The sequence below is a fragment of the Bartonella sp. AA83SXKL genome, from assembly GCF_042196965.1.
Classification (GTDB): Bacteria; Pseudomonadota; Alphaproteobacteria; order Rhizobiales; family Rhizobiaceae; genus Bartonella.
Map to the genome: position 1 here is coordinate 1 of NZ_JBHIRG010000015.1, position 25,276 is coordinate 25,276.

Below are 25,276 nucleotides of genomic sequence, written 5' to 3' on the forward strand. Positions count from 1 at the left end.
CTTATGCCTTATGCCTTATGCCTTATGCCTTATGCCTTATGCCTTATGCCTTATGCCTTATGCCTTATGCCTTATGCAGTAAAATATTGTCATTTGAGGTAGGGTGAGATGGAGGCATTAGAGGCAAGGATATGCCGTCGAGGGACCTTCAAGCATATCAATTTATACGGTGCTTTTTGTGAGAGTGTCTGGATATTGGAGGGTAGGGGTTATCTGTCCGTGTCTGGTGAAACAGTATTCTTTGAGGGGTGGTGAGAGGTGGTTGCCCAAATGCAATGTGCTCGATAAAAAGTGGGATTGTTAACAGACTCTTGTTTATTGAGTGGTGGGTTAGTTTGGAAATTTTGTTTGGCTGCCTTTTGTAAAGATAGAAGAGCGTAAAAACGTGAATCCGTAAAAGTGAAGTGAAGAATTTATGTGTTGTATGCTTTTGTCTTGGCATGGAATGGGGGGAAAGGACTGGGGAACGAGTCTGCAAATGAAGTCGAAAGCTAGGATGCAGAATGTGAAAATTGGCGCTGTGGGAGAAGCTTTTTGGTGTGTGTGAAGCTTTGTCTTTTGGGTGGGGTATTTGCTTCGAAGCGGAATTGATCGGTATTTGTAGGAGCTTTCGCTCTTTGTGTTGGAGAGGGATGGGTGTAAGAATATTCAGAAAAGGCTTGCTTGTTGAATCCATTTTTTGAGGGGTATGGTGTGCTGATCTGTCTGAGTGGTTGGTAGGAGGAAACTGCTACAAGATGTTGGATTCTTGACAACGCAGTGTAAGATGCTGGGGGAAAAGTTTCATTTGGTTGCTTTCTGTAAAGATGTAAAAGCGTAAAAACGTGAATACGTAAAAGTGAAGTGAAGGATTTATGCGTTATATGCTTTTGTCTTGACATGGAATGTGGTCGGAGAACTAGGGGACGCATTTGTGAATGGAGTGGGGAAAGCTGGGATGAAGAGGGGTATAAATCGCGTTGACTGGAGAAAAGTGTGTGAGGGAATATTTTAGGGCAGCGCTTATCTGTCGTGTCTGATAAAATTGCCTTCTTTGAAGTGTCGTGATCTGAAGCTTATATTTTAAGGATGTTGGATATATTGGCGAGGGATGTTGATGGGTGTGCTTTTGTCTAATCAGAAATCAACCACAAGATTGCTTTTTGTTTTTTCGCTTCGAGCTCTCTAAAGTTTTTCAAAAGTGCGTATTCTTTTTCGCTGTATGTGTCTTGATCGTGGTGTAAGGCATGTTCTTTTGTGGGAATATCTGCTGTTAAAAGGTCCGCATAAAAAAAGTTCATAGGAACCTCTAGTTTTTTAGCAATTTCGAGCAAACACCCCGCGCTTACACGATTAGATCCTTTTTCGTATTTCTGGATTTGTTGAAAACTGACACCTAAATGGCTTCCTAACTCTTTTTGAGAAAGACCCATTGAAATACGTCTATAACGGATTCTTTTACCTATTGAAATGTCGTTGAAATGTGAATTTTTAGTTTGCACTTCAAGCCCCCCTCCGGTTGCGAGCGCCCTCGCATTGGTATTCCGGGAGTAGTAAAGTACTGAGCTCTAGTCAGCATTTTTGCTTTTAGTGCTTATCACACCTGGACATAGCAAAAACTCCCGGAATCCCGGGACACCCACAAAGTGGGTTCATTCTTACGCTAGAGCTTAGGGCTTTACTATCCCTTATTGATCGTTGCGTGGACGATCAAAATATCCTTTGAGTGATAAAGTAATTTCAAGGGATTGGCAAGAACAATTAAAAGATTTTCTAGTCTGTTATACTGTAAAATAGGGATGTTTGGGGGCGGTAATCTGATGTTAGTAGGGGAATTTATTGGGTAAAAGGTTGGCTTATAGTTTAAAACCGGTGCGGGGTGGAAGCTTTATTCAGCAGAGGAAAATTTGCTTTTTGAAGTCGAATTGTAGATCAGAGCTTATCTGGCGTGTTTGATGAAACACCATTCTTTGAAGTGTGGGATAGCCATATGAAATAATCAGCAGGGAAATCTGATAGACGAGAAATCAGCTTGTTGACAGACCCGTGTTTACAGAGGGGCGTGGGGATGGCGGTTTTTGAGTTTCATTTGGCTTTTTTCTGTAATGATGTAAAAGCGTAAAAATGTGAATCTGTAAAATGAAGCGGAGGATTTGGGCTTTATGTGGGCTCTTATCTTTTTGGGTGTGTCCCATTTTTAATTGTTGAATGCTTGGCAAATTTTGTTGCTGATTTTTATGTCATTTTTTGTGTTTGAGGTTTTGGTTTCTCTTTAGTTGGAAGGAACATGATGATGGTAGATGAACATTGTCTTCCCTTACGTCGAAGAGGGCGGAAAAAAGGGGCTTTAAATAAAACAACAAAGCGATTTAATGAAGCTCTTCTGACAGCGGCGGAGCAGGCTGGATATCACTATGGTGAAGATGGGCTGGTGTCTTATCTTCAGTATCATGCTCTCAATAATCCCGTACCGTTTTTTTCGCTTCTTGCAAAAGTGTTGCCTCTTCAGGGGGCTGGAGAAGGGCAGGTTAAAACAGTTTCGCGTATCGAGATTGTACCAGTGAATGCAAAAAATAGCGAACCGGAGAAGCATAATACCTCGATAACTGAGGCTTGTGATATTGAAAAATGTTAGGCTTGGGTGGGTGATATCTTGGAAGGGGGCTGCTTTGGTGAATGATGCTGTAAGGGACCGTGTGCTGGAGGGAATTTGGTGCAGGGTATTTGTGTGGTGGATATGGAACAGTGTTTTGATGGGTGGGGGGCATGAAACTTGAGAGAAGTGTTATGCTTGCGGGATGCATGTGTTTTGGTGGGGGTATCTTGGGGGATAAAGTGTGAGGATTGGTGATGCTTGAGAGGCATGATCTTGGAGGATGTTGGGCTTTGGATTTGCCTGAGAGCCATGTGCTGAGGCTATGATTTGGTTGGGGGGGATACCGTGCTTGTGGTTGGGGGATGACAGGCGCGGTGTTTGAGGGGGTGGGGCTTTTGTGCCTTAGGGGCTTGAGGCGCATAGGTGGGGTCAAGGGGATCTCATGCAAAAAAGTGAAATTTATTGAATATTAGGATGAAGAAAAGATAAAGCGCTGCTTTTGAGAAGGACGTTTTTCATTCAATTGCTCTGGGATCATTAAACTTGGGATAAGCAAAAGGGTGCAGCGCAATTATTGCTAAAGTATGAAAATTTATAATGACAACTGTTCAGAAAATTTCTCAAAAAATTGAGCAGAAAACGGCTCAAGTGGCTCTTATTCCAAAGCTTATTCCTGTTTTTACTGGAAATGCCGATGTGCGAGCCGCTTGGGGAGGACGCGGTTCTGGAAAAACACGTTCTTTTGCTTTGATGTCTGCTGTGGTGGGATATCGCCATGGAATGGCTGGAGAACGCGGTATTATTCTTTGTGCACGGCAATTTCAAAATTCTCTTAATGAAAGTTCTTTGGAGGAAATTAAACGCGCTATCGAATCTTATCCTTTTTTACAAGACTATTATGAAATCGGCGATAAATATATTAAGTCAAAAGATGGACGGATCGTCTATGTGTTTGCTGGGCTTGATCGCAATATCGCAAGTATTAAATCAATGGGGCGCGTTTTCCTTTGTTGGGTCGATGAAGCCGAGCCCGTGACAGAAACTGCTTGGCAAACACTTATTCCAACTTTGCGCGAAGAAGGAAAAGATTGGAATGCAGAATTATGGGTGACATGGAACCCGTGCCATGAAAATGCAGCCGTGGAAAAGCGTTTCCGAAATGTCGATAATCCTTATATCAAAGGGGTGGAAATCAATTGGCGTGATAATCCGCAATTTCCTGAAAAACTCAATCGTGATCGAATGGACGATTTGCAGCAAAGACCAGAGCAGTATAACCATATTTGGGAAGGCGAATATCTCCAAGCTGTCCAAGGGGCTTATTATCAGAAATGTCTGCTGGAAGCCGAAATGGAAGGGCGGATTACCACTGTTCCACGGGATCCTTTGATGCAGGTGAGAATCTTTTGGGATATCGGGGGAACAGGAGCAAAGGCCGATGCTACCGCATTGTGGGTGGCGCAGTTTGTTGGACGGGAAATCCGAGTGCTCGATTATTATGAAGCTCAAGGACAGCCTCTCTCAGAGCATGTGGGATGGGTCTTTCAAAGGGGATATGAAAAGGCTCTTATGGTTTTGCCTCATGATGGCGCAACAAAAGATCGTGTCTATAATGTGAGTTTTGAAAGTGCCCTTCAACAAGCCGGTTTTCAAACCAAAATAATTCCTAATCAAGGAACAGGCGCTGTGAAAATGCGTATCGAAGCCGTAAGGCGGTTGTTTCCTGCACTATGGTTTAATCGTGAAACGACATGTGCGGGCAGAAAAGCGCTTGCTTGGTATCATGAAAAGCGCGACGAACAGCGCAATATCGGACTAGGCGCTGAACATGATTGGGCAAGCCATGGGGCCGATGCCTTTGGACTGATGTGTGTGGCTTATGAACAGCCAAATGCTAAAGCGCGAAAAAAACCTTATCGCTCGTTTCACCATTCTCAAACTTCATGGATGGCTTTTTAATGAATATGTCTACAGATTCTTCTTTTAATCAAATCGAAACGCTTGAAAATCAAGCTCTCTTTAAAAAACTCGTGGGTTGGTATCAGGATGATATTGATCATGTCGAAAAATGGCGAAAAAATGCCCAGGAAGATTACGATTTTTATAATGGACGGCAATGGAATGAGCAAGACTTGGCTGTCTTAAACGAACAAAACAGACCGGTCATGACTTTTAACCGTATTGCACCTTTAATTAATGCCGTGATTGGGGCTGAGCGCAATAATAAAAGACAAGTTCAATTTATTCCACGACAAGAAGGAGCAGCTTTTGCGAACCAGATTCTGACAGGGGCGGCTGAGTGGTTTCGTGATGAAGCTGACGGGGAATACGAAGATTCCGATGCTTTTCAAGATGCAATTATTTGCGGAATGGGCTGGACAGATACACGCCTTGATTATGAACAAGATCCACAAGGAAAACCAATTATTGCACGCTTAGACCCGATGAAAATGGTGTGGGATGCAAGTGCTGTCAAGCCTAATCTCATTGATGCACAACGCTTATGGTATATTGATGAAAAACCCCTTGCTGTGGCGCAGGAAATGTTTCCCAATGTTCATTGGAGCGATCTTAATGCTGATTGGGTTAAACATCAGAGTTTTTTACATTCAACCAGCGATGGGATGACACAAAGTTATCAGTCCGAGAGGGGGTATCAAGGAGAAGAGGGGAGCGGCTATCAACGTCCTAAAATGGTGACATTGGTAGAATGTCGCTGGTTTGAACGCGAGGTGGTTTATAAAGTTCTCGAGCCTCTAAGTGGAAAGTTTGTCGATTATTCAGAGCAGGATTTCCAAAATTTAAGCAAAACCTTTCCTCATGTCCAGGCAACAAGGTTGAACAGAAAAATTGTCAAACGGGCATTTTTAGGTAGAAAGCTGCTTGAAGCGCCTGATAAGCCCTTGGTTCCACCCAATCAATTGGGATGGGAGTGTATTACCGGTACTTTTGATAAGTTAAGCCGGCAATTTTACGGAATTGTTAAGCCAACAAAAGATCCGCAACGGTGGGCAAACAAATATTTTAGTCAAGTGATGCATTTGCTCAATAGCCAATCAAAAGGCGGAATTATGGCAGAACGCGATGCTTTTGATGATGATCGACAAGCCCTCGAGAGTTGGGCTAGAGCCGATAGTATTACTTGGTTGAAAAGTGGTGCTGTGTCTGGGGGAAGAATCCAACCTAAACCCGTGGCACAATTTCCGCAAGGGTTTTTCCAATTGTTTAATGAAGCAAAGAGCGCTCTCGAACAGGTGACGGGGTTGTCTTCTGAATTTATTGGGACGCGAGCTGTCAATCAGCCTGGCATTCTTGAACAACAACGGCGACAATCGTCACTTAATCTTTTGGCTTCCTTTTTTGATGGGTTGCGTCGATATCGGCAACGACAGGGAAAAATTATTCTCTATCTTATTCAAAATTATCTGTCCGATGGGCGGTTGGTGCGTATTGCCGGTGATGAAAATGCCCAGTATGTGCCGCTGACACGCGAAATGGTGACAAGTTTGGAATATGATATTGTCGTTGATGATGCGCCAACAAGTCTTAATGAAAAAGAGCGTACTTTTGCACTGATCATGCAATTGCTTCCTTTGATGCAAAATTTTGCAACGCCTGAGATTATGCTCGATCTCTTACGCTATTCGCCTTTACCGGCTTCACTTATTCATAAAATTGCGATAAAGGCGCAAAACTCTTTTCAAGAAGAGCAAAATGCCTCAGCGCAGATGGGGAATAATGTGGGGGCAGACCAGATAATGCAGATGTTGCAGACAGTAAAGGCTCAATAATAGGACACTTTGTCATGAGTGACTTCTGATAAACGCCATATATCATAAATTGCTTATCGATTTTCGTAGTGCATGGGCTCCCTTTTCTCAAAAGAACTGTTTTGTAGGGCAGGACTGTTGGGAAAAGCAGGGTGGAGAGGGAGAGTCTTGCCGTCATGTGGGGTGGAGAGCATTGGGGGGAATGCTGGTGCTAAATGATGAGAGAGCATTGAGGGGATAAATGCTTATGGAGCTGTTTTATCTGAAAAATTTGATTTTATTGTTTAAAAAAAGAGAAGGCTAATGTCATGGATCAAGAACACTTAACGCCGGCAGAACAAAACCAATTGAAACAAGATTTTCTGGTCTCAACACAAGAGGGAGAAAATGGTGAAATTGGAAGAGAAGAAAAAACTCTTGAAGATAATTTTCAAGGGCAAATGCATCAACAACAGGACTCTTCGCAAAAGGCTGGAAAAGAGGTTCAAGGGGGAGAAGATGCTCCACCAGATCCACAAAAAGACTTTATGGGCTATATGCAATGGTTGGGAAAAACACTCCAAAAACAAGGGCTTGTACATGAAAAACAACAGCCTTCTCTTGCTTTGGAAGCAGAACAGTTGCATGCGTTTTTTCAGCAGTCTGTTGCCAGTGTTAAACAAAAGCATGATGATTTTGATCAAGCAGCTGATTTTATTTATGAAACGCGGGCTAAACAGTTGGCAGCTTGTGCTTCGCTCTATCCTGAGATGGCAGATCCCAAAAATATTGATGCGATAATTGGTGATGAGTTGAAGCAGATCTTGCGCGATTGTGCGCAAAAAAATCAAAATCCGGCTGAAGTGATTTACTCTATTGCACAAAAAATTGGCTACACAAATGTTCCCAATAACATGGGTGAAAATTTACAGGAAAGACACAATTCTGCACGTACTCTTGCTGCTTATAACGGCTTGACGCCAAATGGGCCGATTTCTTTGGATATGCTTGATAAAATGTCAGAAGCAGAGTTTAGCGCTTGGGTTTCTGAACCTAAAAATAAAGCTGCTTTTAATCGTTTAATGGGTGGGAGAGAATTTTAAAAACAAGAATGTGGCAGGTGCTTTTTGCGGGAACGTGGAGCGGCTTTTGGCGCAGGAGAATGCGGGGGGATTTCTCAAACACGGATGTGGAGAGGAGAGCTCTTATAAGGGGGAGGCAGACGCTAACAGAAATTAGATAAAACTCACGAACAACATATTCACCATTTGAAATGAAATGTGGTGTTTTAACAACCGGCGCTTTGCCGGGTTTTTTATGTCAATAAAACTTTTAGAGGACAAAATGACTGTAACTTATATCGGACTTAATGACCCAATGGCAGTGCGCACATGGTCTAAATTACTAAACCAAGAAGTCTCAAAAGCACTTCCAATTGCACCGTTGATTGGAAATGATTCAAACAGTATCGTACAATTAAAAGATGAAACTACGAAAGCAAGTGGGGATGCTATTAGCTTTAATTTGCGTGTGCAGTTGCTAGGCGATGGGGTGAGCGAAGGGCAGACATTGGAAGGCAATGAAGAAGCTTTACAGTTTCTCAATGATCGCTTGGCAATTAATGAACTCGTTCATGCTGTGCGTGTCAAAAATGAGGGAACGATTGATCAACAACGAATTCTTCATGATTTGCGCACCGAGGCAAAAAATGGTTTGGTTGATTGGTATGCAGATCGTCTGAGTATGATGTTCTTCATTCAAGTTTGCGGGTATACCGCAAAAACAATTAACTTTGAGGGACGTACGATTACTCTTAAACCTGTCCATTATGGGTTTAATGCGCCAACGGCACCAACCAATAAACGCGTGGTACGTCCTAATGATAAAGCAAAAGATGAGGACTTAAAAGAAGACGATGTTTTTGATCTCAGCTTGATTGATAAAGCAGTTGAACGGGCTAAATTGGCAAATCCTAAAATTAGACCTGTGCGGCTCGATGGGGAAAATGTCTATGTGCTTTATCTCCATCCAACCCAAGTGACACAATTGCGAACCAATACAGATGCGGGGCAATGGCTCGACATTACCAAGGCAATCTATAGTGGAAGTCGTATCAAAAATCCGCTCTATGATGGATCGTTGGGCATGTATAATGGTGTGGTTTTGCGCGAAGCTGAACATATTACCGAAGGGGTTGAATCTGGGACGGCAAATAAAGCTGTGCCAAATGTGCGTCGTGCTGTTCTGCTTGGTGCGCAGAGTGCTGTGATTGCTTTTGGTAAAGATCGAGGAGCAACACGCTATAAATTGGTGGAAGAACTCTTCGACTATGAAAGAGAATTCGGGGTCGCGGCAAAAACCATTATTGGTATGAAAAAAACTTGCTTTACCTTGCCAGGAAGTACGCAAGGGGCTCAGGATTTTGGCACTATTGTCATCCCAACTTATGGAGCACCCGCTTAAAGCGAATTTTTGCTCTCTTCCCCCAACAAGAGGGATCTGTTGGGGGAAAAATTTAAAATGCTTCCAGAAACAAGGACAGGCTTATGACCACTTTATCCACTGATCCCCAAAATCTAAACCTTACACATTCAGATCATTCTAAAACTTTTGCTTATATGGTCGCGCTTATTCAAGATGAAATTGACGATACAACAGCGGAATATTCCCTGCAAATTCAAGATTCAATTTTTACGGCTTTGCGTTTGTGTGAACGCGAACCCTTTTTCTTTAATGAAAAAAGAGAAAGGACGTTTAAAACACAAAGTGGTAAAACATGGTATGGGCAAGAAGAGGGGGTTTTTATTGAATCAGAAAAGAGTTTGGAGGGCGTCTTTTTAGTAACAAAGGATGCAACACCAACAAAGTTGTTCTTTAAGCCCTTGGAAGTGTTGCATCAACAATATGGTATGCATCCTGCGCTAGGAACGCCATTCTTTTATACGTACCTTGATCAAAAAATAGGACTCTTTCCAACACCAGAACATGTGGAAACTGTACAGCTTTCTTATGCTCCTGTTCATTTTGCTGATGAACAGTTGAGAGAAGACGATAATCCTTGGTTGATTTATGCTTTTGATCTTATTAAAGCACGGGCAAAATATGAACTTTATAAAAATATTCTTAAAGATCCTGAATATGCCGCCGTTTCTTTCAGAGATTTTCAAGAACAGCTTCAAGCTTTGCGCATTGAAACATCGCGCCGAAAAGGTTTTTCAAAGATTCGCCCAATGCGTTTTTAAAAGACTTTTTTCCAAATCGTTTATGGCTGGCGTTGAAGGTTGGTTTGGCACTGGTGGCTGGTTTGTCGCTTATGGTTGGATGCGCGTTGGGTGTTGATGGTGAAGGGCTGGTGGATGGCGTTGGGGTGGCCATTATTTATGGTATCGTTTTTTCGGTGCGTTAAACAACTTTAGGTTGTTTATTTTGTTGAATTTTATGCCTTTAGAGTTTTAAGGGCTTTTGTGGTTTTTTTATCAATAAGCCTTGGTGTTTTGAATGGCACTGGGCTCTTCAAAGATTTTATGGGGGTCTTGATGGCTTTTTTCCCAATCGCTGATTATCGACCCGATGTGGCGGATATCAATGGAATTTTTACCGATGAACTTGTTAATGTGCTCCCGGCGGATGGCTCCTATATCCCTATGCCAAGTTTTGAACCTTTATCAGAGCCTTGTCCGGAGCCAATCTTAGGCACTCTTGCGGTTAAAACAAAAAATGGGGTTTCTATTATTGTCGGGACAAGAGATAAAATCTACTTACTTGATAATACAACAATGAACTGGAAAGATATTAGCCAAAAAGGAAAATCTTATCTGGCTAATGTTGATGCTCCGTGGTCTTTTGCTTTGTTTGGTGATTTTATCATTGCGGTGAATGCCAATGATAAACCACAAGTGATTGATATTAACCATGATAAAACATTTAGAAATTTAGGAGGAAATCCACCACAGGCAGGGATTGTTCGAATCTGGGGAGATTTCGTTTGTTTGATGAAATTAACCGAGCATCCAAGAAGGGTTCATTGGTCTGGATTAAATGATGCTGAATTTTGGACCGTGGGGAAAAAAAGTTGTGATTATCAAGATTTTCCTGATGGCGGATTCGTCCAAGGGGCAACGGAGACAACAAATCCAATTATCTTTATGCGTTCTGCAATCTATGCCGGTTCTTTTATCCCTGGCTCTAAGATTATTTTTAGTTTCCAAAAAATCCACGATAAACGAGGCGCAAAAAATGCTGAATCAATTGTTTGTAGAGGCGATTTAGCATTCTTTGCCGATGAGGGCGGGTTTTATCAAATAACAAATGAGGGACAGATTATACCCATTGGGTTCGAAAAAGTCGATCGAACGATGACCGCAAAATCAAGGAAGGATAATCTGTACACTCTATCTGCTGCTATCGATGGGGTGTATAATCGTGTTTATTGGATGGTTGATTCTGATGAGAATCTTCATAAACGTATCTTGCTCATTTATGATTGGGGGTTGCAAAAATGGACAAAAGCTCTCGTCGATATCAAAATGGTATTGCCTATTTTCTTAGCCGGAACAACCCTGGAAGGTCTTGATTTTGTGACTAAGAATATTGACGATTTATCCTTTTCTCTTGATAGTAAAGCTTGGAAAAATGAATCGCCTATTCTGGGGGCATTTGATCAACAGGGAAGACTGGGTTCGTTTTCTGGGTGTCCTATGGCTTGTGTTGTGACATCACAAGAAATGGGGCAGACAAATGGCATGATAACACGGGTGAAAAATATTATGCCTCAAGTCAATAGTGGAAAGTTTTATTTGTCTGTGGGAATGCGCTTTCGACAATCTCTTGAAGAGGAAACTGTTTGGTTACCAGAAAAACAGCCTTCTTATAATACTGGACAAATTCATTGTCGCGCAAGGGCACGGTTTTATCGCTTTAAATTGCGTATTCCTGAAGGGGTGAATTGGACTCATGTCACTGGATTTGATGTGGAATTGACGCAGGCCGGCATGCGATAGGCATGCCCTTTTGTAATACCATGCGATAGGCTCAAGCCTCTATTATTAAAGAACAAATGCCCCATAGGCTTCCCAAACCTTTATAAACAAAGGAACAAGGTGGTGCGTTATGTTTCATGCTTTTCTGCGATAAAGGAAAAATAGGCTGCACAATGGTTTATTTTTATAAAGAAGAAAGTTCCTCCTTTGTTGTGACAAAGGGATGATGGAGACTTTTTTCTTTTATTGTGCGGGGGGCATGGAATGCGTGAAATTCGTAGGGGGATGTTATTTGAGGGGAGATGAGTGACACAGCTAAAAGAGCTAAAATTATGATGCAAGAGAGTCAAGATTTATATTCTGCTCATCTGACAGAGCGGTGGCCATGGGAAAAAATAGCTCCCTATCAAGAGGCTCTCAATACTGCATTGAAAAAATATGTTCAGCGCTTTCCGGATGATGTTTGTCTGGAAAAAATTGCTGAAGAAATCGCTACAGGACAAGCACAATTGTGGCTTGTCTTAAAAAATAAAATCCAATTTAGTGCTTTTGCAATAACCAAAGTTGAAATAACCCATACGGGGAAAAAATGCGTCATTCTCTCTGATCTTGCTGGAGAGGGAGGGCTGAAATTGGTCAAGTTGATTGATGAAGTCGAAAAATGGGCGCGAACAATTAATGCTGAAGAAATGCACATGTTTGGAAGAACTGGATGGGCGAAAAAGCTCGCTCATCACGGATATTCTCGTAATCTTATTCAATATAGAAAGGTTCTGAACCCATGAGTAGAAAAACCACACCTCAAGTGCAGACAACAACACAAACAAATGCTCCACCTGCTTGGGCGGCTGATATTCTTAAACAAGCCAGTGCTGATGCACTTGGACTTTATAATAAGGGAATTGGCGGAAACGTTTATCAGGGAGACAGAGTCGCTGGTCTTAGCAATATGACAAAAAATGCGCTGACCGGTTTACAACAAGCAGCAGGGCTCTATAACAATCCAACGGTAACGCAATGGTTGAGTGCACCAACCAACAGCGCTACAAATCTTTCCGGTATGGCTAAGGGAAGCTGGATTGGAAGCAATAGTAAATTTAATACTGCATTGCAAAATGCTCTGAATAAAACATCCGATGCAATTAATCAATCGATGTCGGGAGCAGGACGTTATGGCTCTGGGGCTCATACTGGTGTGCTGGCCGATGAGTTAGGCGCCTTGGCAACAAATGCTGCAGCACAGCAATATAATCAAGATATTAACAATATGATGAATGCAAACCAGATGATTGATCGCTCTCAGAATGATCAAGTTAATGCGGCAAATAGCTATTATCAAGGACAGAGTAACGTGCAAAGCAATGCTTTGAAAGGGGGTATGATTCAAGATATAAACCGCCAAAATGTCTTAGATGCTGAACGCCAAAAATGGTCAGAAAAAGATAATCAAGATTGGAACCGATTGCAAAGTTTGTTACAGGTAGGAACACAGGCTGCTGGAAATTACGGAACGACTTCAGGAAAATCCACGACAATGCCTTCTGTGACAAAAGATCCATTGCGTGATGCGCAGCAAGTACTTGGATTGGTCGGAGGAATTTTAGGGCTTTGTGATGTGAGAACAAAAGAAAATATTATCCCTGTGGGGCAGAAAAAGGGATATCCACTTTATACCTTTAATTATAAGGGAAATCCACAACGTTATCAGGGCGTTATGGCGCAAGATGTGTTGCGTGTGAACCCTGAAGCTGTTTATGTCAATGCGAAAACAAAGTTATTGCATGTTGATTATGACAAAATAGGACTGAAAATGGAAAAAATGAAAGGGGAGAAAATACCGGCATCTAAAAATAAAATTGCGGCTTTCTTTTCTTCATTTTTTGCTCGCTTTCCCTTTTTGAATAAAGAGTATCTTTTATGAGTTCGATTTATGATTGGTCAATTGTTGCATCAGAAAATGCTTATGTCGACGAGAATATAAACTGGGCAGAAGGGCAACCGCCAAGCACAGTCAATGATAGTGCTCGCGCTATGATGCAACGCATCAAAGAATATTTGTTGGATAATGGAGGCGGGATTGAAACACAGTTTACTGTCGATGTGGAAAACGAGAGAACGTCACTTCGTTTGGCAACAAAGTCTTTTTTTGAGACTTATATGGATGGCATTGTTGTGCGCTTTAAAGCACAAGGCGTCAACAGAGGAATAACAAATATTTCTTTAAATCAATTGCTTCCACGACCAACTTATATGGCAACGCCAGAGGGTATTATGCCTTTAAAGGGCGGAGAAATTCAAAAAGGAGGACTTTATGAAATTGTCTATACGCGTGATATTGCCGGAAAAAATGCTGATGGCTGGTTTTTAACCAATCCTACTATAAAACTTCCTGAAATTCCGCCCTTTCCTCCTTTGCCTGAAACTTTTTCTTCTGGATTTATCGGGACTTTTGCTACAGAAAAAATACCCTCTGGATGGTTACTGTGTGATGGTAAAGAATATTCGCGAAGGAACTATGCCAATCTTTTTGCTGTTCTGGGAGAAACATGGGGAAAAGGAGATGGGAGAACAACATTCAATGTTCCCGATTTGCGTGGAATGTTTTTACGGGGGCTCGATAGTGGAAAAGCAATTGATAAAGGACGTCGCTTGGGAAGTCGACAAGAAGAGTCTTTTAAATCTCATACCCATGAAGGAAAAACAGATTCGACAGGTAACCACCAGCATAGTTATCCAATGATTGAAAAGGTAGTTTGGGATATGAATCACGGTGAATATTATAGAAATCTGGCTCAAGTCTACAATAAAGATCGGTTAACGAAGGCTGCGGGAGAGCATGAACATAAGGTCTTGTTGCAAAAAACAGGGGGAGATGAAACACGCCCCGTCAATATGGCGGTGGTTTATGCTGTCAAAGCCTGAGAATGAAAGCTTTGAGAGAAAGATAAAAATACTTACAAAATATTTGTTATGAAAAAAAGTCTTATTGAATATAAAGTCTTATAGAATATATTGTGTAGAAAGTTTTGAGGCGCTTTAGAAAAAAACTCAACTCTCTTTATTTTTTTATTTTTTGTGCTGCCTTTGTTGGATGTCTAAAGGTAAGTTTGCCTATTGTTCGTTAGAGGATCAAGACAGTGATTATTGAAGGTAGGGGGAGAACAAAAACCCTTTCTTTATTCATAGAGTTTTTGCTGAGGAATAAAGACTTTATCCAAAATGCTTCTCTCTTGTGGTATCGTGATACATTATTAAAGCGTTGGGTTTAAAGCGCTGCTGTGCGATGACAAAAAGCCCATGGGTAAAATTTATTCTATTATGTTATGCCGTCAAACACCGTCATAAAAACACTATTATTGAAGCTGGTGATATAAGGAAAATAAGACATACAATACTTGATCCATTTAAGTATTGAAGAGACATCTATTCAGTGGAGGGCTTGCTTGGTTAAGCCTTATGCAAGTGAATCATATAAGTGAGCAGCAGACGGAATCCCTTCAGAGTAGTTGGATTGTTTTATAAACCGATGTGGGGCTAAAATCTTTGTCTTTTGAGGTGGCGGGAAGAGGTCAACGGATATGTTTATTTAAAGCGAGAAAAGGCAAAATGGTACTCTCCCTCTTTTGGGTAGAGCGTGTATGCAAAAAGCGTTCTTTTTTTCAAAATGGGCGCTGGGTTTGCGAAGTCTTTTGGCGATGCGTTTAACACATGGTGAGTAATTGACTCTCTTAGATGCATTTTGTACTTGTCAGGAAACTTCTTGAAACAGAATGAGAGTGATACGAGAAAATCTGTAAGACAATGGTTTATCCTGTTGTGTCGTAAAATACTATTGTTTGAGATGCGGTTAAAATTTTATGCATGGGGTGTTTTTCATCTGTACGTATTCCTAAAGCAGTGTTGTTTGTAGAGTAACTCTGGACAGGGGATGCATTCCAAGGTGCATTTGATGAGGGAAGCCAAGCCAAATCCGTTAGATAATAACCAGATTGTTTACAGATTGTTGTTTATCGATTGGCATTGTTTGAAGACCGGTGGAGCGGGCTTTGTCCTTTTGGGGAAAGCCAACAAAGCATCAAGGTGATCATGCATTTTTCTTGGTTTCAGGTGATAAAATTATCATTTTAGGTGAAAAACAGAATATAATCTAAAAAATACCTTGTAAAAATTTTCGATGAGGAAATTTTTTTTCAAAAGCCTTTCATATAGTTGTCTGAGGTTTTCTGAGAAATGCAAGAGCCGTACAACGGAAAAAGATATTCAAATGCTTAATACGCGTTTAGCTTATCAAAAAGGGGGATATAATGGCACTTTTTCCATTTTCTATTGCTGATATTGATGATCCTGAATGTATTCGTGTGGTTCTTTATGCTAGCGGAAGAATGGGACATGCTCCTTTGAATGCTCTGTTGAAGCAAACACGTCAAGATCTCCAATGTTTTGATAAAATACAGACTCAAAATATTCTCCAACTTACACAGCGTTTGGATATTTTAGAACAACAATTGAAAACGATTATCAGAGATCTTGAAGATGTGAAACACAAACAAGACGCTGAAGAAGCGGATAAAAGTAAAACGATGGGTGATTAACCATCTCGATTTGTGTCTCTATGGGATTTAGCTCCTTTAAAGCAGTGAGATAGATAGTTGTGAACAGGATAGTTATTTGCCTGTCCATAGAGCATTTATTTTTTTGATCAACCAAAAATGAAAAAGAGGTATTCTATAATGAAAAAATTGATTTTAATATTTTTAGCTTTGTGTCTTACTGGACCAGCTTCTGCACGTCCGTGGACTATTTCAGATGATTGTTCAGATATCGGTGGAACAATGGTTCGCTCACAAATCATCAATAATATTTCTGTAATTCCATATAAAAATTTGCAAGGGGTAAATATTCTCTCTGTTTTAGAAACGAGGCCTACAGAAGAGCCAGAAATGTCAAAAATTGTAGGAAGAACATTTCATATTCAAAGTCCTGAGATTGTTGAGCTGGCCTATAGAGCTTACAGTACATCGCAATTCGTTGATATTTGTTACAGAAGTAACTATTCAATCAATGTTATTCGAGGGCTGAGAGTGCGTGATAATTAAGCGTATTATCTGTATTCGTTGTGACTTAAATAGGCGATGCTTGGAAAATGGTCAATCTTCTACACTAAGGCTATTTTAACCCTAGCAGTTTTCTGATTTACAGTTTTTACTCAGAGTATAATCGTTCATGTTTTACAGAATTCATGAGTTATCGGTATTGAGGATCTATCTTAAGATATTCAACTACAGTTGATTCTATTTTAAACTGAGTGATTTTGTATCAATCGTCGTTTGAGCTTAGATGGCAATTTCATTCTAGCGTTTGGTGTTAGACAGATTTAAGCTTAGTGAGGCTGTAAATACGTGTCTTAATTGTCTTTGTTGACAGTATGCCGCTTGCGATAGGCAATAAATCATAGACACATTTTGAATCCGTAGAATGCACGTACATTAACAATGGCAGACATTGTCAGTGGTAGATATCGCCAATGGTAGAGCTTGTGCATGCGGTGTTTTGTTGTGTGCATGAGTCATCATTCACGCGGCATCAATAAGGGAAGGCTTTGCTGTAGAGCCTGTAAAATAAATCGTGCAACAGCGGGGATAGAGGTAAGAATAGACTGAGATGAGGCAGTCTTATCACGGGCTAAAGCTGGTTAAAATTCTCGTCTTTAAGGAGGCGAGGAGGTTAAAAATATCCATTAGATTGCATGGGGATGCATTTCATGTCCGTTGCAATAAATTTAAAAGAGGTAAATTATGAAAAGCTTTTTGAAAAAAATATCCATCGTTTTGGTGATAATAGCATTAACAACAGGTGTTTCTCATGCTGGAGTTTATGAACAAAACGGTTATCTTAATTCGGTTCAAGTCGTTAGCGCAGGAGCACAATGTCTCCTAGAGCTCAGATACGGTATCAGCCCTACTTCAGACATTCAAAAAGGTGTTTGGGGCTGTGATAACATTGTTGGAAAAAGTATTTTGGATTTGGCAAAAACCGCAGTCATTTTGAACAGAAAAGTAATGGTTATTTTTGAAGCGGGTAATGTGCCAGCAAAAAGGGTTTTAGCCATCACTTTAAAATAAGATCAATAGGGGTTTTTCTCCCTTTTTATATCTGTAACGCTTCAAGAGGTTACAGGTATAAAATATGGAGTGTATATCAAAGGTATAAAAATGTTTCAAAGAGCATTCTCAGTATTTTTAGTGACAGTTTTATTTTTTTTCTTTTCAGATGTAAATCTGTCATATGCTATTGATCCTCCCCATATGGTTTTCCGTATAGATGATCGCTCTCCATCTGTTATATTCTTTGGAGGAGGTTTTGCCCCTTGGGGGGATGATCAGGATATCATACATCATGTAACTGGGCACTCTCTTGCTCAACAGACTTCAGCATTTGTGTCTACAACTGCAAATATGGATGCAGTTTACAGAATGGCGCGGCAACAGATTGCTAATAATCCTGATGAAACGTACTGGCTATATGAAATTATTCCAGATATAAATTTTTATTATGTTCCTAACTCACTCTTTGATACAGCCATGTCTGCTGACAACGTTGTTCAACATGAACAAGTTATGGATCTTTATTATGCATATTTATGGCAGGATGAATGGGCTTCGCTGGGGGCAATCAATACAAATCATATATACTCTGCAAGAAGTATTATGCGGCAAGCGAATGGTGATATTGTCATTGGTCCTAGAACCTTTAATTCTCTTTTTGTTGCCGCTCCATCACAAGTAAATTCGGGGACACTTCCTTCACAAGATTACACTTTTTTATCAGCTTATTATTCTGATAGCGAGGATGCGTTATCTCCAATGTCACTGGCATTTCTTGTAGAATCCTGTAACAGCTCTTCATCCAGTGGTCATATGGAGCGTTCTGGGGATTCTTCCTGCAGCACATACAAACATTCTGTTGATGATATTATGTATAAAATGAATCTATGGTATGAAGCTCTTTAAAGAATTACAGCTATATCTTGCTATTTAATCAAAAACAAAAAAGTAGGAAGATAGTGCATTTCTGTTTTATTTGATTGGTTCTGATGCGTATAGTGCGTAGGGCAGAGAAAATTTTTCGGTATTATGAAGTGTGATAGGGGTGCTATAAAGCATAGGTGTGACATCATCAAAAATGGAAGCGTTGATTTAACAGTATTTGTTTACCTCGATTAGAAAATCCGTTTTTTTCTTTGTTTGGAGTTTTACATCAATAATTTCTTATCTTGTTGTCGTGCTGCTTTTTGAGAGTGCGGTGATAGAAGGCATGTAAGTTTTATATATTGAAGTGTTTGTGTGTGGTGAATATGGGGAGTGTTTTTTTCGTCATGTGATGAACTCTTCGGGCGGTGGGGATTTTGTCCATAAAGCGTCATAAAATATCGCTTTTTGTTCTATGGTGATAGAGATCCCATGAGGGGAAAAGACAAAGGGGAAAGTCAAGTGGATTTTGCGAGCCAATCATGTAAACTGGAACGAATTCCATGCGGATATAAATCAGGTTCTGTTTGTTGCATATAGCGCTATTTGTTGCATAACTTGTGATAGCCAATTCTCTAAATAAAGGGATTTGACCGGTAGCAGAAAAAAGGAATCATTACGAGACAGTAAGTGTGCTTGTTTCAGAATGTCTAATGCTTTTGCATAACAAAGGAACGCGAAACTCTGTCACGCCTTCCTTTCATATTTTCGAGTTCAGGGGTGTCCATATATTTTCTTCAACTTGATTTTTATGCATTGGACACAAGGGAATTGGATGCAAGGGAGTTGAAGGCTAGGGAGTTGAAGGCTAGGGAGTTGAAGGCTAGGGAGTTGAAGGCTAGGGAATTGGATGCAAGAGATTGAGATATAAGAGATTTGGATACAAGAGATTGGGATGAACATTTTTGGGATAAGCAAAGCTAATATGTTACACTCGTTGTTTTACAGCGCGTTTGATAAAAAGCTAGGACATCTTTCCAATCCATTATGTGTGTAACTTTAAGGCGTTGTTTTCTTAAGAGAGTGCAGAGCTTTTTTTGTTGCTTGTCAATCAACATCAAATTTCAAAGCTGTAGCATGTTTGAGAGAAAGAAGAATGATAGCCTTACGGATTCAGAAGGGCAAAACTCTCTGAGCGATTCCAGCTTTTGTAAGCTAGACTTTATATATGCCAGATGAGGGCTGTATTTGAGTGATTTCTGAAATAGGAAGACAACCTTATTGAGAAAAAATATAAAGGCATATCAATCACTCTTCGGACTATCATCTTTTTCCTTTATAATTTTCAAAACTATCTATAGCAATATTATTTAAATAATGAAGATAATGCCTTATGCTTTTATGTATCGTGTGTCTTCTTGGGATCATGCCTCTCACATAAAAACAGAATGCCTCAAATATTAAAATATTATTTGTCTCCGAATATACATTTATTGCATATTCATGGACTTGTTTTTAAAGAGATATCCCACTCCCAAGTCCCTTTTACAAGAACACTCGTCAATGGTATAGGGGTAAAGCCCCTATGAAATGTATAAAACTTATAAGGTATCTCCCTCATCTTTATGCTTCATAAAAGTGCAGGTTGGTACTCTCATATATTTTTCCAGTTTCCAATGTTACGAAAGCCTTGGTTCGTGAGACGATTCATAAGAGGCATATGCCTTTTTTGTACAGTTTTTAATCCACATGCCAGTTCCGCTTGTAACTTGTAAGCGACATGGTTTTGGTTGATTTAACATAAACAGGTTTGGAATGAGAGAATCCTATGGTGTTCGGGTTTCTCATTCAACGTGCAAAACAATAAATACTCTTTGTAAATCAATGTGATGTGTTTTAACAAAGACGAATTGTTTATAGATCCGCATGGATGAAGAATCTTCGTCTTTAAAAGTGGTGAGAGAAAATCATCAGCCCTATTTTTTCATAAAGGGCATGAGAAAAGTGTTTCATAAGAATTTTATACGATAAGAATTATACGGTAAAAAAGAGAGTCTTTTGACATAAGAGTCTTGATCGTTTGCTGCTATAACCTGTATTGTGTACACAGATACTGCTATCATTTTTTACTGTAAAAGCTTCTCTTGGGATATTAAAGGGTATAATCTTTATGGAAAAAAGAATCCGAGCAAGACAAAAGGCTTATTTCAAAAGATTATATCGCAAGATTGCTTTTGTTTGCATAATACTTTTTTGTATAGTGTTTTTGTGTTTTGTTGTTGCAAAGGTGGTTAGTTATTTTTCTTCTCATAAAAAAGTAACACAACAAGCACCCGTTGAATTGGTTATTCCTGTTTTTGATCTACGCGTATATTGCAAGGAAATTGCTGCTTCCGTTATGCCCGATATGAAAAGAGAGGTTTATCAGCATTGTCTTAATTTGGAAAGTGAGGCCTATTTTGCTATTCGTGAAATGTGGGATAAGCTTTCTGATAGTGCTAAAAAACAATGTTTGACGAGGGTCCGTCCTGGGGATGGAAATTATTTTCTCTTACGAGACTGTTTTCTGAATGAAAGAGAAAATAAAACAGGCAAAAGGCGCAATTACTTTTAAGTTTTTATACGGAAAGTTAAAAGGATGCGAATTTTGATGAAAAGATAAAAACCCCTTAAATTACGATCTGCCTCGAGACCAATAGAAATTTTATTTATCTTGTTATATCGCACTTCTTATTTAAGGTGTGGCGACATAAGGCATGGATGCTTCCTTGAAATGTTTAAGGAGGCGTGGTGGAGTTTTAGGAGGATTTGTTGCGCTTTTTTAAGGGAAATAACGAGTGTGGGAAATCCATTTCGTAATGGTTCTGGTGAATGGTATAATGGTAAAGCCCTCATGAAATGTATAAAATTTATAGAGCATGTTCATCTTTATGGTTTGAACAAAGAATAAGCTGGTACTATCTCACACTTTGCTCGCTCCCAATGGTGCCTCTCGACAGCCCTTTGGCCTTAGAGACGGTTCATAAGAGGCACTTTTTTATCGTTTTTACTCCACGCAGGTTTTCCCACATGTAACATGCAAGAAAAAGAGATTGATTCAACAGCAAACAGATTGAGGATGAAAAATCCTACGGTATTAATTTTCTTACTCAACACAAAAAATATGAATTATCATTACAAATCAATTTAGTGTATGAATTTTATAAGTATTTTCATTGTTAACAGACCAGTGTGATTTGAGAACCTTCATTCTTTGAGGGTGTAAGTCAATAGACATGACAAAAATGAGTAAAAAAACATTCCTTTTATAAACATTTACGGCTTCTTCATGCGTAAAGCGCTGTGCTGGGTTTAAAAATGTGCTTGTTTTATAATTCTAGTTTTCTTTATCAGAAAAGATAAGTAAGGAAATACGTTAGGCCATTCTTATTGATAGGCTTTGAGGAGGGTATTTTTTTGAGAAGAAGCTGATTTTTAAAAAAGTGTGACATATTGGTCGTTTTTTTCATAATTTGATATTTTTTTGTATTTAAATATTTTGTTTTTAAGCTCAATTTGTTATAAATAAAAACTGTGATTAACTTAAAAACTCTATGGGTTAAAATAAAAATTGATAGTATCATTGACTTGTTTGGGAAAGAAGATTGATCTCTTGGTGATTATAGGGCTTGAATAATACTTCGTGTTAATCTATCTATAAAAGTTAAGAGGTTTTGTGAGGCGATCGTGGATTATCGCTCGCAAGGGGTTGCTTTAGCGATGAAGAGAGGCTATATTTATAAAATAAAGAGGTTCGCGCAGTGACTCGTTGGGATGGAAGTGCTTGTGAGTTAAATGCACGAGGGGGTAGAGGATATCGGCGTTTTTAGGAGCGGTGGTTTTAGAGCAAAAAAGGAAGCTTATACTATTCTCTGGCAGGAATTTTTTCTTTGTCAGGTGTGTTATATGTGTGTTTTCCTTTTTGTTTTCCACAAGATAATTATTTTTTTAGTGAAATATGGTTTATTTTAAAAAAAACACTTGGCATTTTACGTGAACATCATTAGGTTTTTGCTGTTTGACAGAGAAAAAGGGAATTTTTGATTTACGATTTCCCTGCTGTTTTGTGATTTTCAAGAAAATATATGCTTTTATCAATATCAGTAGGGTTCGTTTGAGTGAAATAAACGCGGATAGCTTGATAATCGTATGTTAAACATGATCAGCATTATCAAAAGATAATGCAATGAGGAAGCGTCAATTAAGACACACATAAGACAAACACTCCAAAAAGGGATAAAGATGAGGCCACAACAAAATAGACGGGTACGCGGTCGCAATAATAACAATAATGGTAATAACAATAATAATCGTCGCGGTCCTAATCCGTTGTCTCGCAATTATGAAAGTAGCGGTCCGGATGTTAAAATTCGCGGGAATGCTCAGCAAATTGCCGATAAATACATAAGTCTTGCGCGTGATGCACAAGGTGCAGGCGATCGTGTTATGTCGGAAAATTATTTACAACATGCCGAGCACTATTTGCGTATTATTTTAGCAGCAACTGGGCAAATGTCTCAATCGGTTCGGCGTGATGAAAATCGTGGTGATGAAAACGAAAATCGTGATGAAAACAATGGGCAAGAATGCGGTGAAATAAATCTTGATGGTGAAAAAAAGGATGCTGTCGAGGGTGATACAGATGTATTACAAATGTCGTCGCAAAAAAATGGCAATGGCCAATATGATAAAGCGCAAAATGGGGATGCGCGAGAAAACGCTTTAGAGGCTCTATCGGATGAAAAAACAGATCAAGAGCACTGCCTCTCTGAGAAAAATGTTGAACCTGTCAAAAAAATACGTCGTTCTCCTCGTCGACGTACTGTACGGACTCAAGATGAATCATCTCTTGAGCTTTCACTTACAACAGCAGAAAACTCTAGCAATGGAGATGCATCAACAGCAACAAAAACAGCAACAAAAGAGGATTCTTCTTTGCCTGGATTAGGTGAGGGGATACAGAGAAAACCACGCCGTCGCCGAGTGGTCAATCTTGAGGCAGAGGAAAATGTTTAAACCTGAAGGGTGCTGTGTAAGCCCGCTTGTGTGGTGATGTTATTGGCATCATGATAATAAATTATAATATGCTCAAGAAGCTTCTTGCGCTTTCCTTGAGTTTTCATGGGGCTGTATCAGAAACTTAACGAAGGCTGTTGACAGAAAAGATTGCCTCTTTGCTGAGATTTAAGTAAGGGGATATAGAGAAAACCACATCCGTGTATTTTAAGAGGCAGTTCTTTTATGAAGAACGCAATGTCGTTGTTTTATTTAATTCACACTTATATTCAATGTATTCATGCCCATTTCGCGCTGGTGTTCATGAATTCTATCATGTGAAATCCATCGGTTATCTTTGCTTAATAAAAGATGTAAGCTGGGCGTTATTGCTTTAATTTTCAATGTTGCAACAGTTCTTCTTTTGATAGCGGATCATTCATAAGAGGTATTTTATTCATCGATTTCCTTGCTAGGATATGTGAGGAAATGATTTTGATGAGCTTCATCATAAATAGATTTGAGATGAGAGAATCTTACAGTATTTGAGATTCTCGTTTGACATGCAAAATAAATCATCACTATAAATTAATATGTTGAATTTTTACACTCAAGAAGAGGTATTTCTTGCACGTTTATTAGCTTTTCCCAAGTGATGTCAGTTTTCTTAAAAATGGGAATGCGTTGACAGAAAGGTTGCTTCTTTTCCAAGATTTAAGTGAGGGGATACAGTAAAAAACGCGCCGTCGCCCGTGTGGATAAATTTGTATAAGAAAGGAATAAAAATGGCTCTTATGAACTCTCTCTCTAGCGCCAAGGATTGTCAGCAACACCCACGCGCTGGCAAAGCGTGTGATAATGCCGGCTTGCAGAAAATGTTTAAACCTTCAAGGATGCTATGTCAGCGCTTATTGATGTTAGTTTGCTTAATGAGGCATTATCTTCGTTCTCTCTTTTGTTGTTTCAATAGAAAGAATGGAGACAAGTGCACCGGTGTGATAATTGTAAATCATAAATTTTGTTTGTCCATCAGGGGTTAAAACTTTCAGTACAATATTGTGTTCTGAGAGGCTTTGCGACAAAATCTGTGTTTTTTCCGGTAGAGAGAGCGTATGATGGATAACGTGTGGGTTTTTGCTGAGAGAGGAAGATAGCTCTGTTTGTTTTGGCGCTGATCCGGTTGTTATCACTTTATAAACAATTAAAAACAGTACGGTTAGAATAAGGAAAAGCGTTATTAAAACGGAAATAATCATTAAACCCATAAGTTTTTTTCTTACTCGTTCTACAGCAGGGTCTAAAGGGAGATCTTGAGGCAGAGAATTTTGCTCTGTGTGATGGTCTTTTGAAGGTTGCATTCGCTTATTATCCATCATGTCTTTCATTGATTATTTTTTTGAGATCTGATGGGTTTATGCTTTTAAAGTTTTTTGTGCAAGAGGTTTGTGGAAGAAGAATGCAAAAGAGGAAGCGATGTTGGTAAAATATCTTCTTTCTGGACTGTAGACAGCTTGTCCTTTACGTTTTGGCTTTTAAGCAGGAAATTTCCATGGTTTGTTACAGACCAGATCAAGTTTACTTCTTGTTGATGTAAATTGGGGTGTACGTTTATACATTGAGCAAAAATTTGTTGTCCATAAAGTGCAAACTTTTTTGTGGACGGGACCATGGACTGTTCACAAGCTTGAGCCGTGGGATAGATTTTAACCATTGTATTGTTCGAATAGCAACTATTAAAATCATCTGTACATGAAACTAATAAGAGGATAAAAACAAGGGGATTCATCAATTATTTTCCAAATGACAGGTTGACAGCGCGGACTCCAATTTGTCAGCTTAGGGGCTTCTTCACTATTAAACGGTTTTAGAGTTTTTTAGTTCCCCTTTGAGATGCTAGTTCCCCTTTGAGATGCTAGTTCCCCTTTGAGATGCTAGTTCCCCTTTGAGATGCTAGTTCCCCTTTGAGATGCT

21 protein-coding genes are annotated in these 25,276 nt (G+C 39.6%); 17 read left to right on the forward strand and 4 right to left on the reverse strand.

Translation table 11 applies throughout. From position 1 onward, the window contains the following. Window positions 1-1,112 precede the first annotated feature (1,112 nt). Entirely contained in the window at window positions 1,113-1,481 is a 369-nt protein-coding gene (locus ACFINO_RS07105; protein WP_375655321.1) for a helix-turn-helix domain-containing protein, read from the reverse strand. 788 nt (window positions 1,482-2,269) lie between these two features. Between ACFINO_RS07105 and ACFINO_RS07110 the strand changes: the two genes are divergently transcribed. The 15 genes from ACFINO_RS07110 (at window position 2,270) to ACFINO_RS07180 (ending at window position 18,313) form a co-directional block, all read left to right on the forward strand. Continuing rightward, window positions 2,270-2,614 (forward strand): hypothetical protein, encoded by a 345-nt coding sequence (locus ACFINO_RS07110; RefSeq protein ID WP_375655329.1) that lies wholly within the window; start codon window positions 2,270-2,272, stop codon window positions 2,612-2,614. Between the two features lie 558 nt (window positions 2,615-3,172). Then, entirely contained in the window at window positions 3,173-4,534 is a 1,362-nt protein-coding gene (locus ACFINO_RS07115) for a PBSX family phage terminase large subunit (RefSeq protein ID WP_375643230.1), read from the forward strand. Then, window positions 4,519-6,366, forward strand: a complete 1,848-nt coding sequence (locus ACFINO_RS07120; protein WP_375655322.1) for a portal protein — start codon at window positions 4,519-4,521, stop codon at window positions 6,364-6,366. The genes ACFINO_RS07115 and ACFINO_RS07120 overlap by 16 nt, the downstream gene beginning before the upstream one ends. A gap of 287 nt (window positions 6,367-6,653) precedes the next feature. Beyond that, window positions 6,654-7,427 carry a hypothetical protein gene (locus ACFINO_RS07125; protein WP_375655323.1) on the forward strand — a complete coding sequence of 258 codons (774 nt, stop codon included), beginning with the start codon at window positions 6,654-6,656 and terminating at the stop codon, window positions 7,425-7,427. 241 nt (window positions 7,428-7,668) lie between these two features. Further along, window positions 7,669-8,787 (forward strand): N4-gp56 family major capsid protein, encoded by a 1,119-nt coding sequence (locus ACFINO_RS07130; protein ID WP_375643242.1) that lies wholly within the window; start codon window positions 7,669-7,671, stop codon window positions 8,785-8,787. Between the two features lie 83 nt (window positions 8,788-8,870). Further along, window positions 8,871-9,566, forward strand: a complete 696-nt coding sequence (locus tag ACFINO_RS07135; protein WP_375633311.1) for a hypothetical protein — start codon at window positions 8,871-8,873, stop codon at window positions 9,564-9,566. A gap of 294 nt (window positions 9,567-9,860) precedes the next feature. Then, on the forward strand, window positions 9,861-11,324 hold the full coding sequence (locus ACFINO_RS07140; protein ID WP_375636949.1) for a hypothetical protein: 1,464 nt from the start codon (window positions 9,861-9,863) through the stop codon (window positions 11,322-11,324). Window positions 11,325-11,605: 281 nt separating this feature from the next. Next, complete coding sequence (locus ACFINO_RS07145; protein ID WP_375634552.1) at window positions 11,606-12,088, forward strand: hypothetical protein; 483 nt, start codon at window positions 11,606-11,608, stop codon at window positions 12,086-12,088. Further along, window positions 12,085-13,224: a tail fiber domain-containing protein gene (locus ACFINO_RS07150; protein WP_375655324.1), complete on the forward strand. Its 1,140-nt coding sequence runs from the start codon at window positions 12,085-12,087 to the stop codon at window positions 13,222-13,224. The genes ACFINO_RS07145 and ACFINO_RS07150 overlap by 4 nt, the downstream gene beginning before the upstream one ends. After that, entirely contained in the window at window positions 13,221-14,225 is a 1,005-nt protein-coding gene (locus ACFINO_RS07155; protein ID WP_375655325.1) for a phage tail protein, read from the forward strand. The genes ACFINO_RS07150 and ACFINO_RS07155 overlap by 4 nt, the downstream gene beginning before the upstream one ends. Before the next feature lie 1,027 nt (window positions 14,226-15,252). Next, window positions 15,253-15,387, forward strand: coding sequence for a hypothetical protein (locus ACFINO_RS07160; RefSeq protein WP_375634555.1), 135 nt, complete (start codon window positions 15,253-15,255; stop codon window positions 15,385-15,387). A 220-nt stretch (window positions 15,388-15,607) separates the two neighbouring features. Then, window positions 15,608-15,895, forward strand: coding sequence for a hypothetical protein (locus ACFINO_RS07165; RefSeq protein ID WP_375633305.1), 288 nt, complete (start codon window positions 15,608-15,610; stop codon window positions 15,893-15,895). A 138-nt stretch (window positions 15,896-16,033) separates the two neighbouring features. Beyond that, window positions 16,034-16,399 carry a hypothetical protein gene (locus ACFINO_RS07170; protein ID WP_375634556.1) on the forward strand — a complete coding sequence of 122 codons (366 nt, stop codon included), beginning with the start codon at window positions 16,034-16,036 and terminating at the stop codon, window positions 16,397-16,399. 699 nt (window positions 16,400-17,098) lie between these two features. Beyond that, on the forward strand, window positions 17,099-17,425 hold the full coding sequence (locus ACFINO_RS07175; RefSeq protein WP_375633303.1) for a hypothetical protein: 327 nt from the start codon (window positions 17,099-17,101) through the stop codon (window positions 17,423-17,425). A gap of 90 nt (window positions 17,426-17,515) precedes the next feature. Further along, window positions 17,516-18,313, forward strand: coding sequence for a hypothetical protein (locus ACFINO_RS07180; protein WP_375617997.1), 798 nt, complete (start codon window positions 17,516-17,518; stop codon window positions 18,311-18,313). Window positions 18,314-18,555: 242 nt separating this feature from the next. Here ACFINO_RS07180 and ACFINO_RS07185 read toward each other — a convergent pair whose 3' ends face one another. Then, window positions 18,556-18,726 (reverse strand): hypothetical protein, encoded by a 171-nt coding sequence (locus ACFINO_RS07185; protein ID WP_375633301.1) that lies wholly within the window; start codon window positions 18,724-18,726, stop codon window positions 18,556-18,558. 1,715 nt (window positions 18,727-20,441) lie between these two features. Between ACFINO_RS07185 and ACFINO_RS07190 the strand changes: the two genes are divergently transcribed. Together ACFINO_RS07190 and ACFINO_RS07195 are read left to right on the forward strand one after the other, a co-directional pair. Next, window positions 20,442-20,885 (forward strand): hypothetical protein, encoded by a 444-nt coding sequence (locus tag ACFINO_RS07190; protein ID WP_375633300.1) that lies wholly within the window; start codon window positions 20,442-20,444, stop codon window positions 20,883-20,885. A gap of 1,667 nt (window positions 20,886-22,552) precedes the next feature. Then, on the forward strand, window positions 22,553-23,326 hold the full coding sequence (locus ACFINO_RS07195) for a DUF4167 domain-containing protein (protein WP_375655326.1): 774 nt from the start codon (window positions 22,553-22,555) through the stop codon (window positions 23,324-23,326). Between the two features lie 905 nt (window positions 23,327-24,231). Here ACFINO_RS07195 and ACFINO_RS07200 read toward each other — a convergent pair. Continuing rightward, window positions 24,232-24,681 (reverse strand): hypothetical protein, encoded by a 450-nt coding sequence (locus ACFINO_RS07200; protein ID WP_375655327.1) that lies wholly within the window; start codon window positions 24,679-24,681, stop codon window positions 24,232-24,234. A 44-nt stretch (window positions 24,682-24,725) separates the two neighbouring features. Next, on the reverse strand, window positions 24,726-25,091 hold the full coding sequence (locus tag ACFINO_RS07205) for a hypothetical protein (RefSeq protein WP_375633374.1): 366 nt from the start codon (window positions 25,089-25,091) through the stop codon (window positions 24,726-24,728). Window positions 25,092-25,276 lie beyond the last annotated feature (185 nt).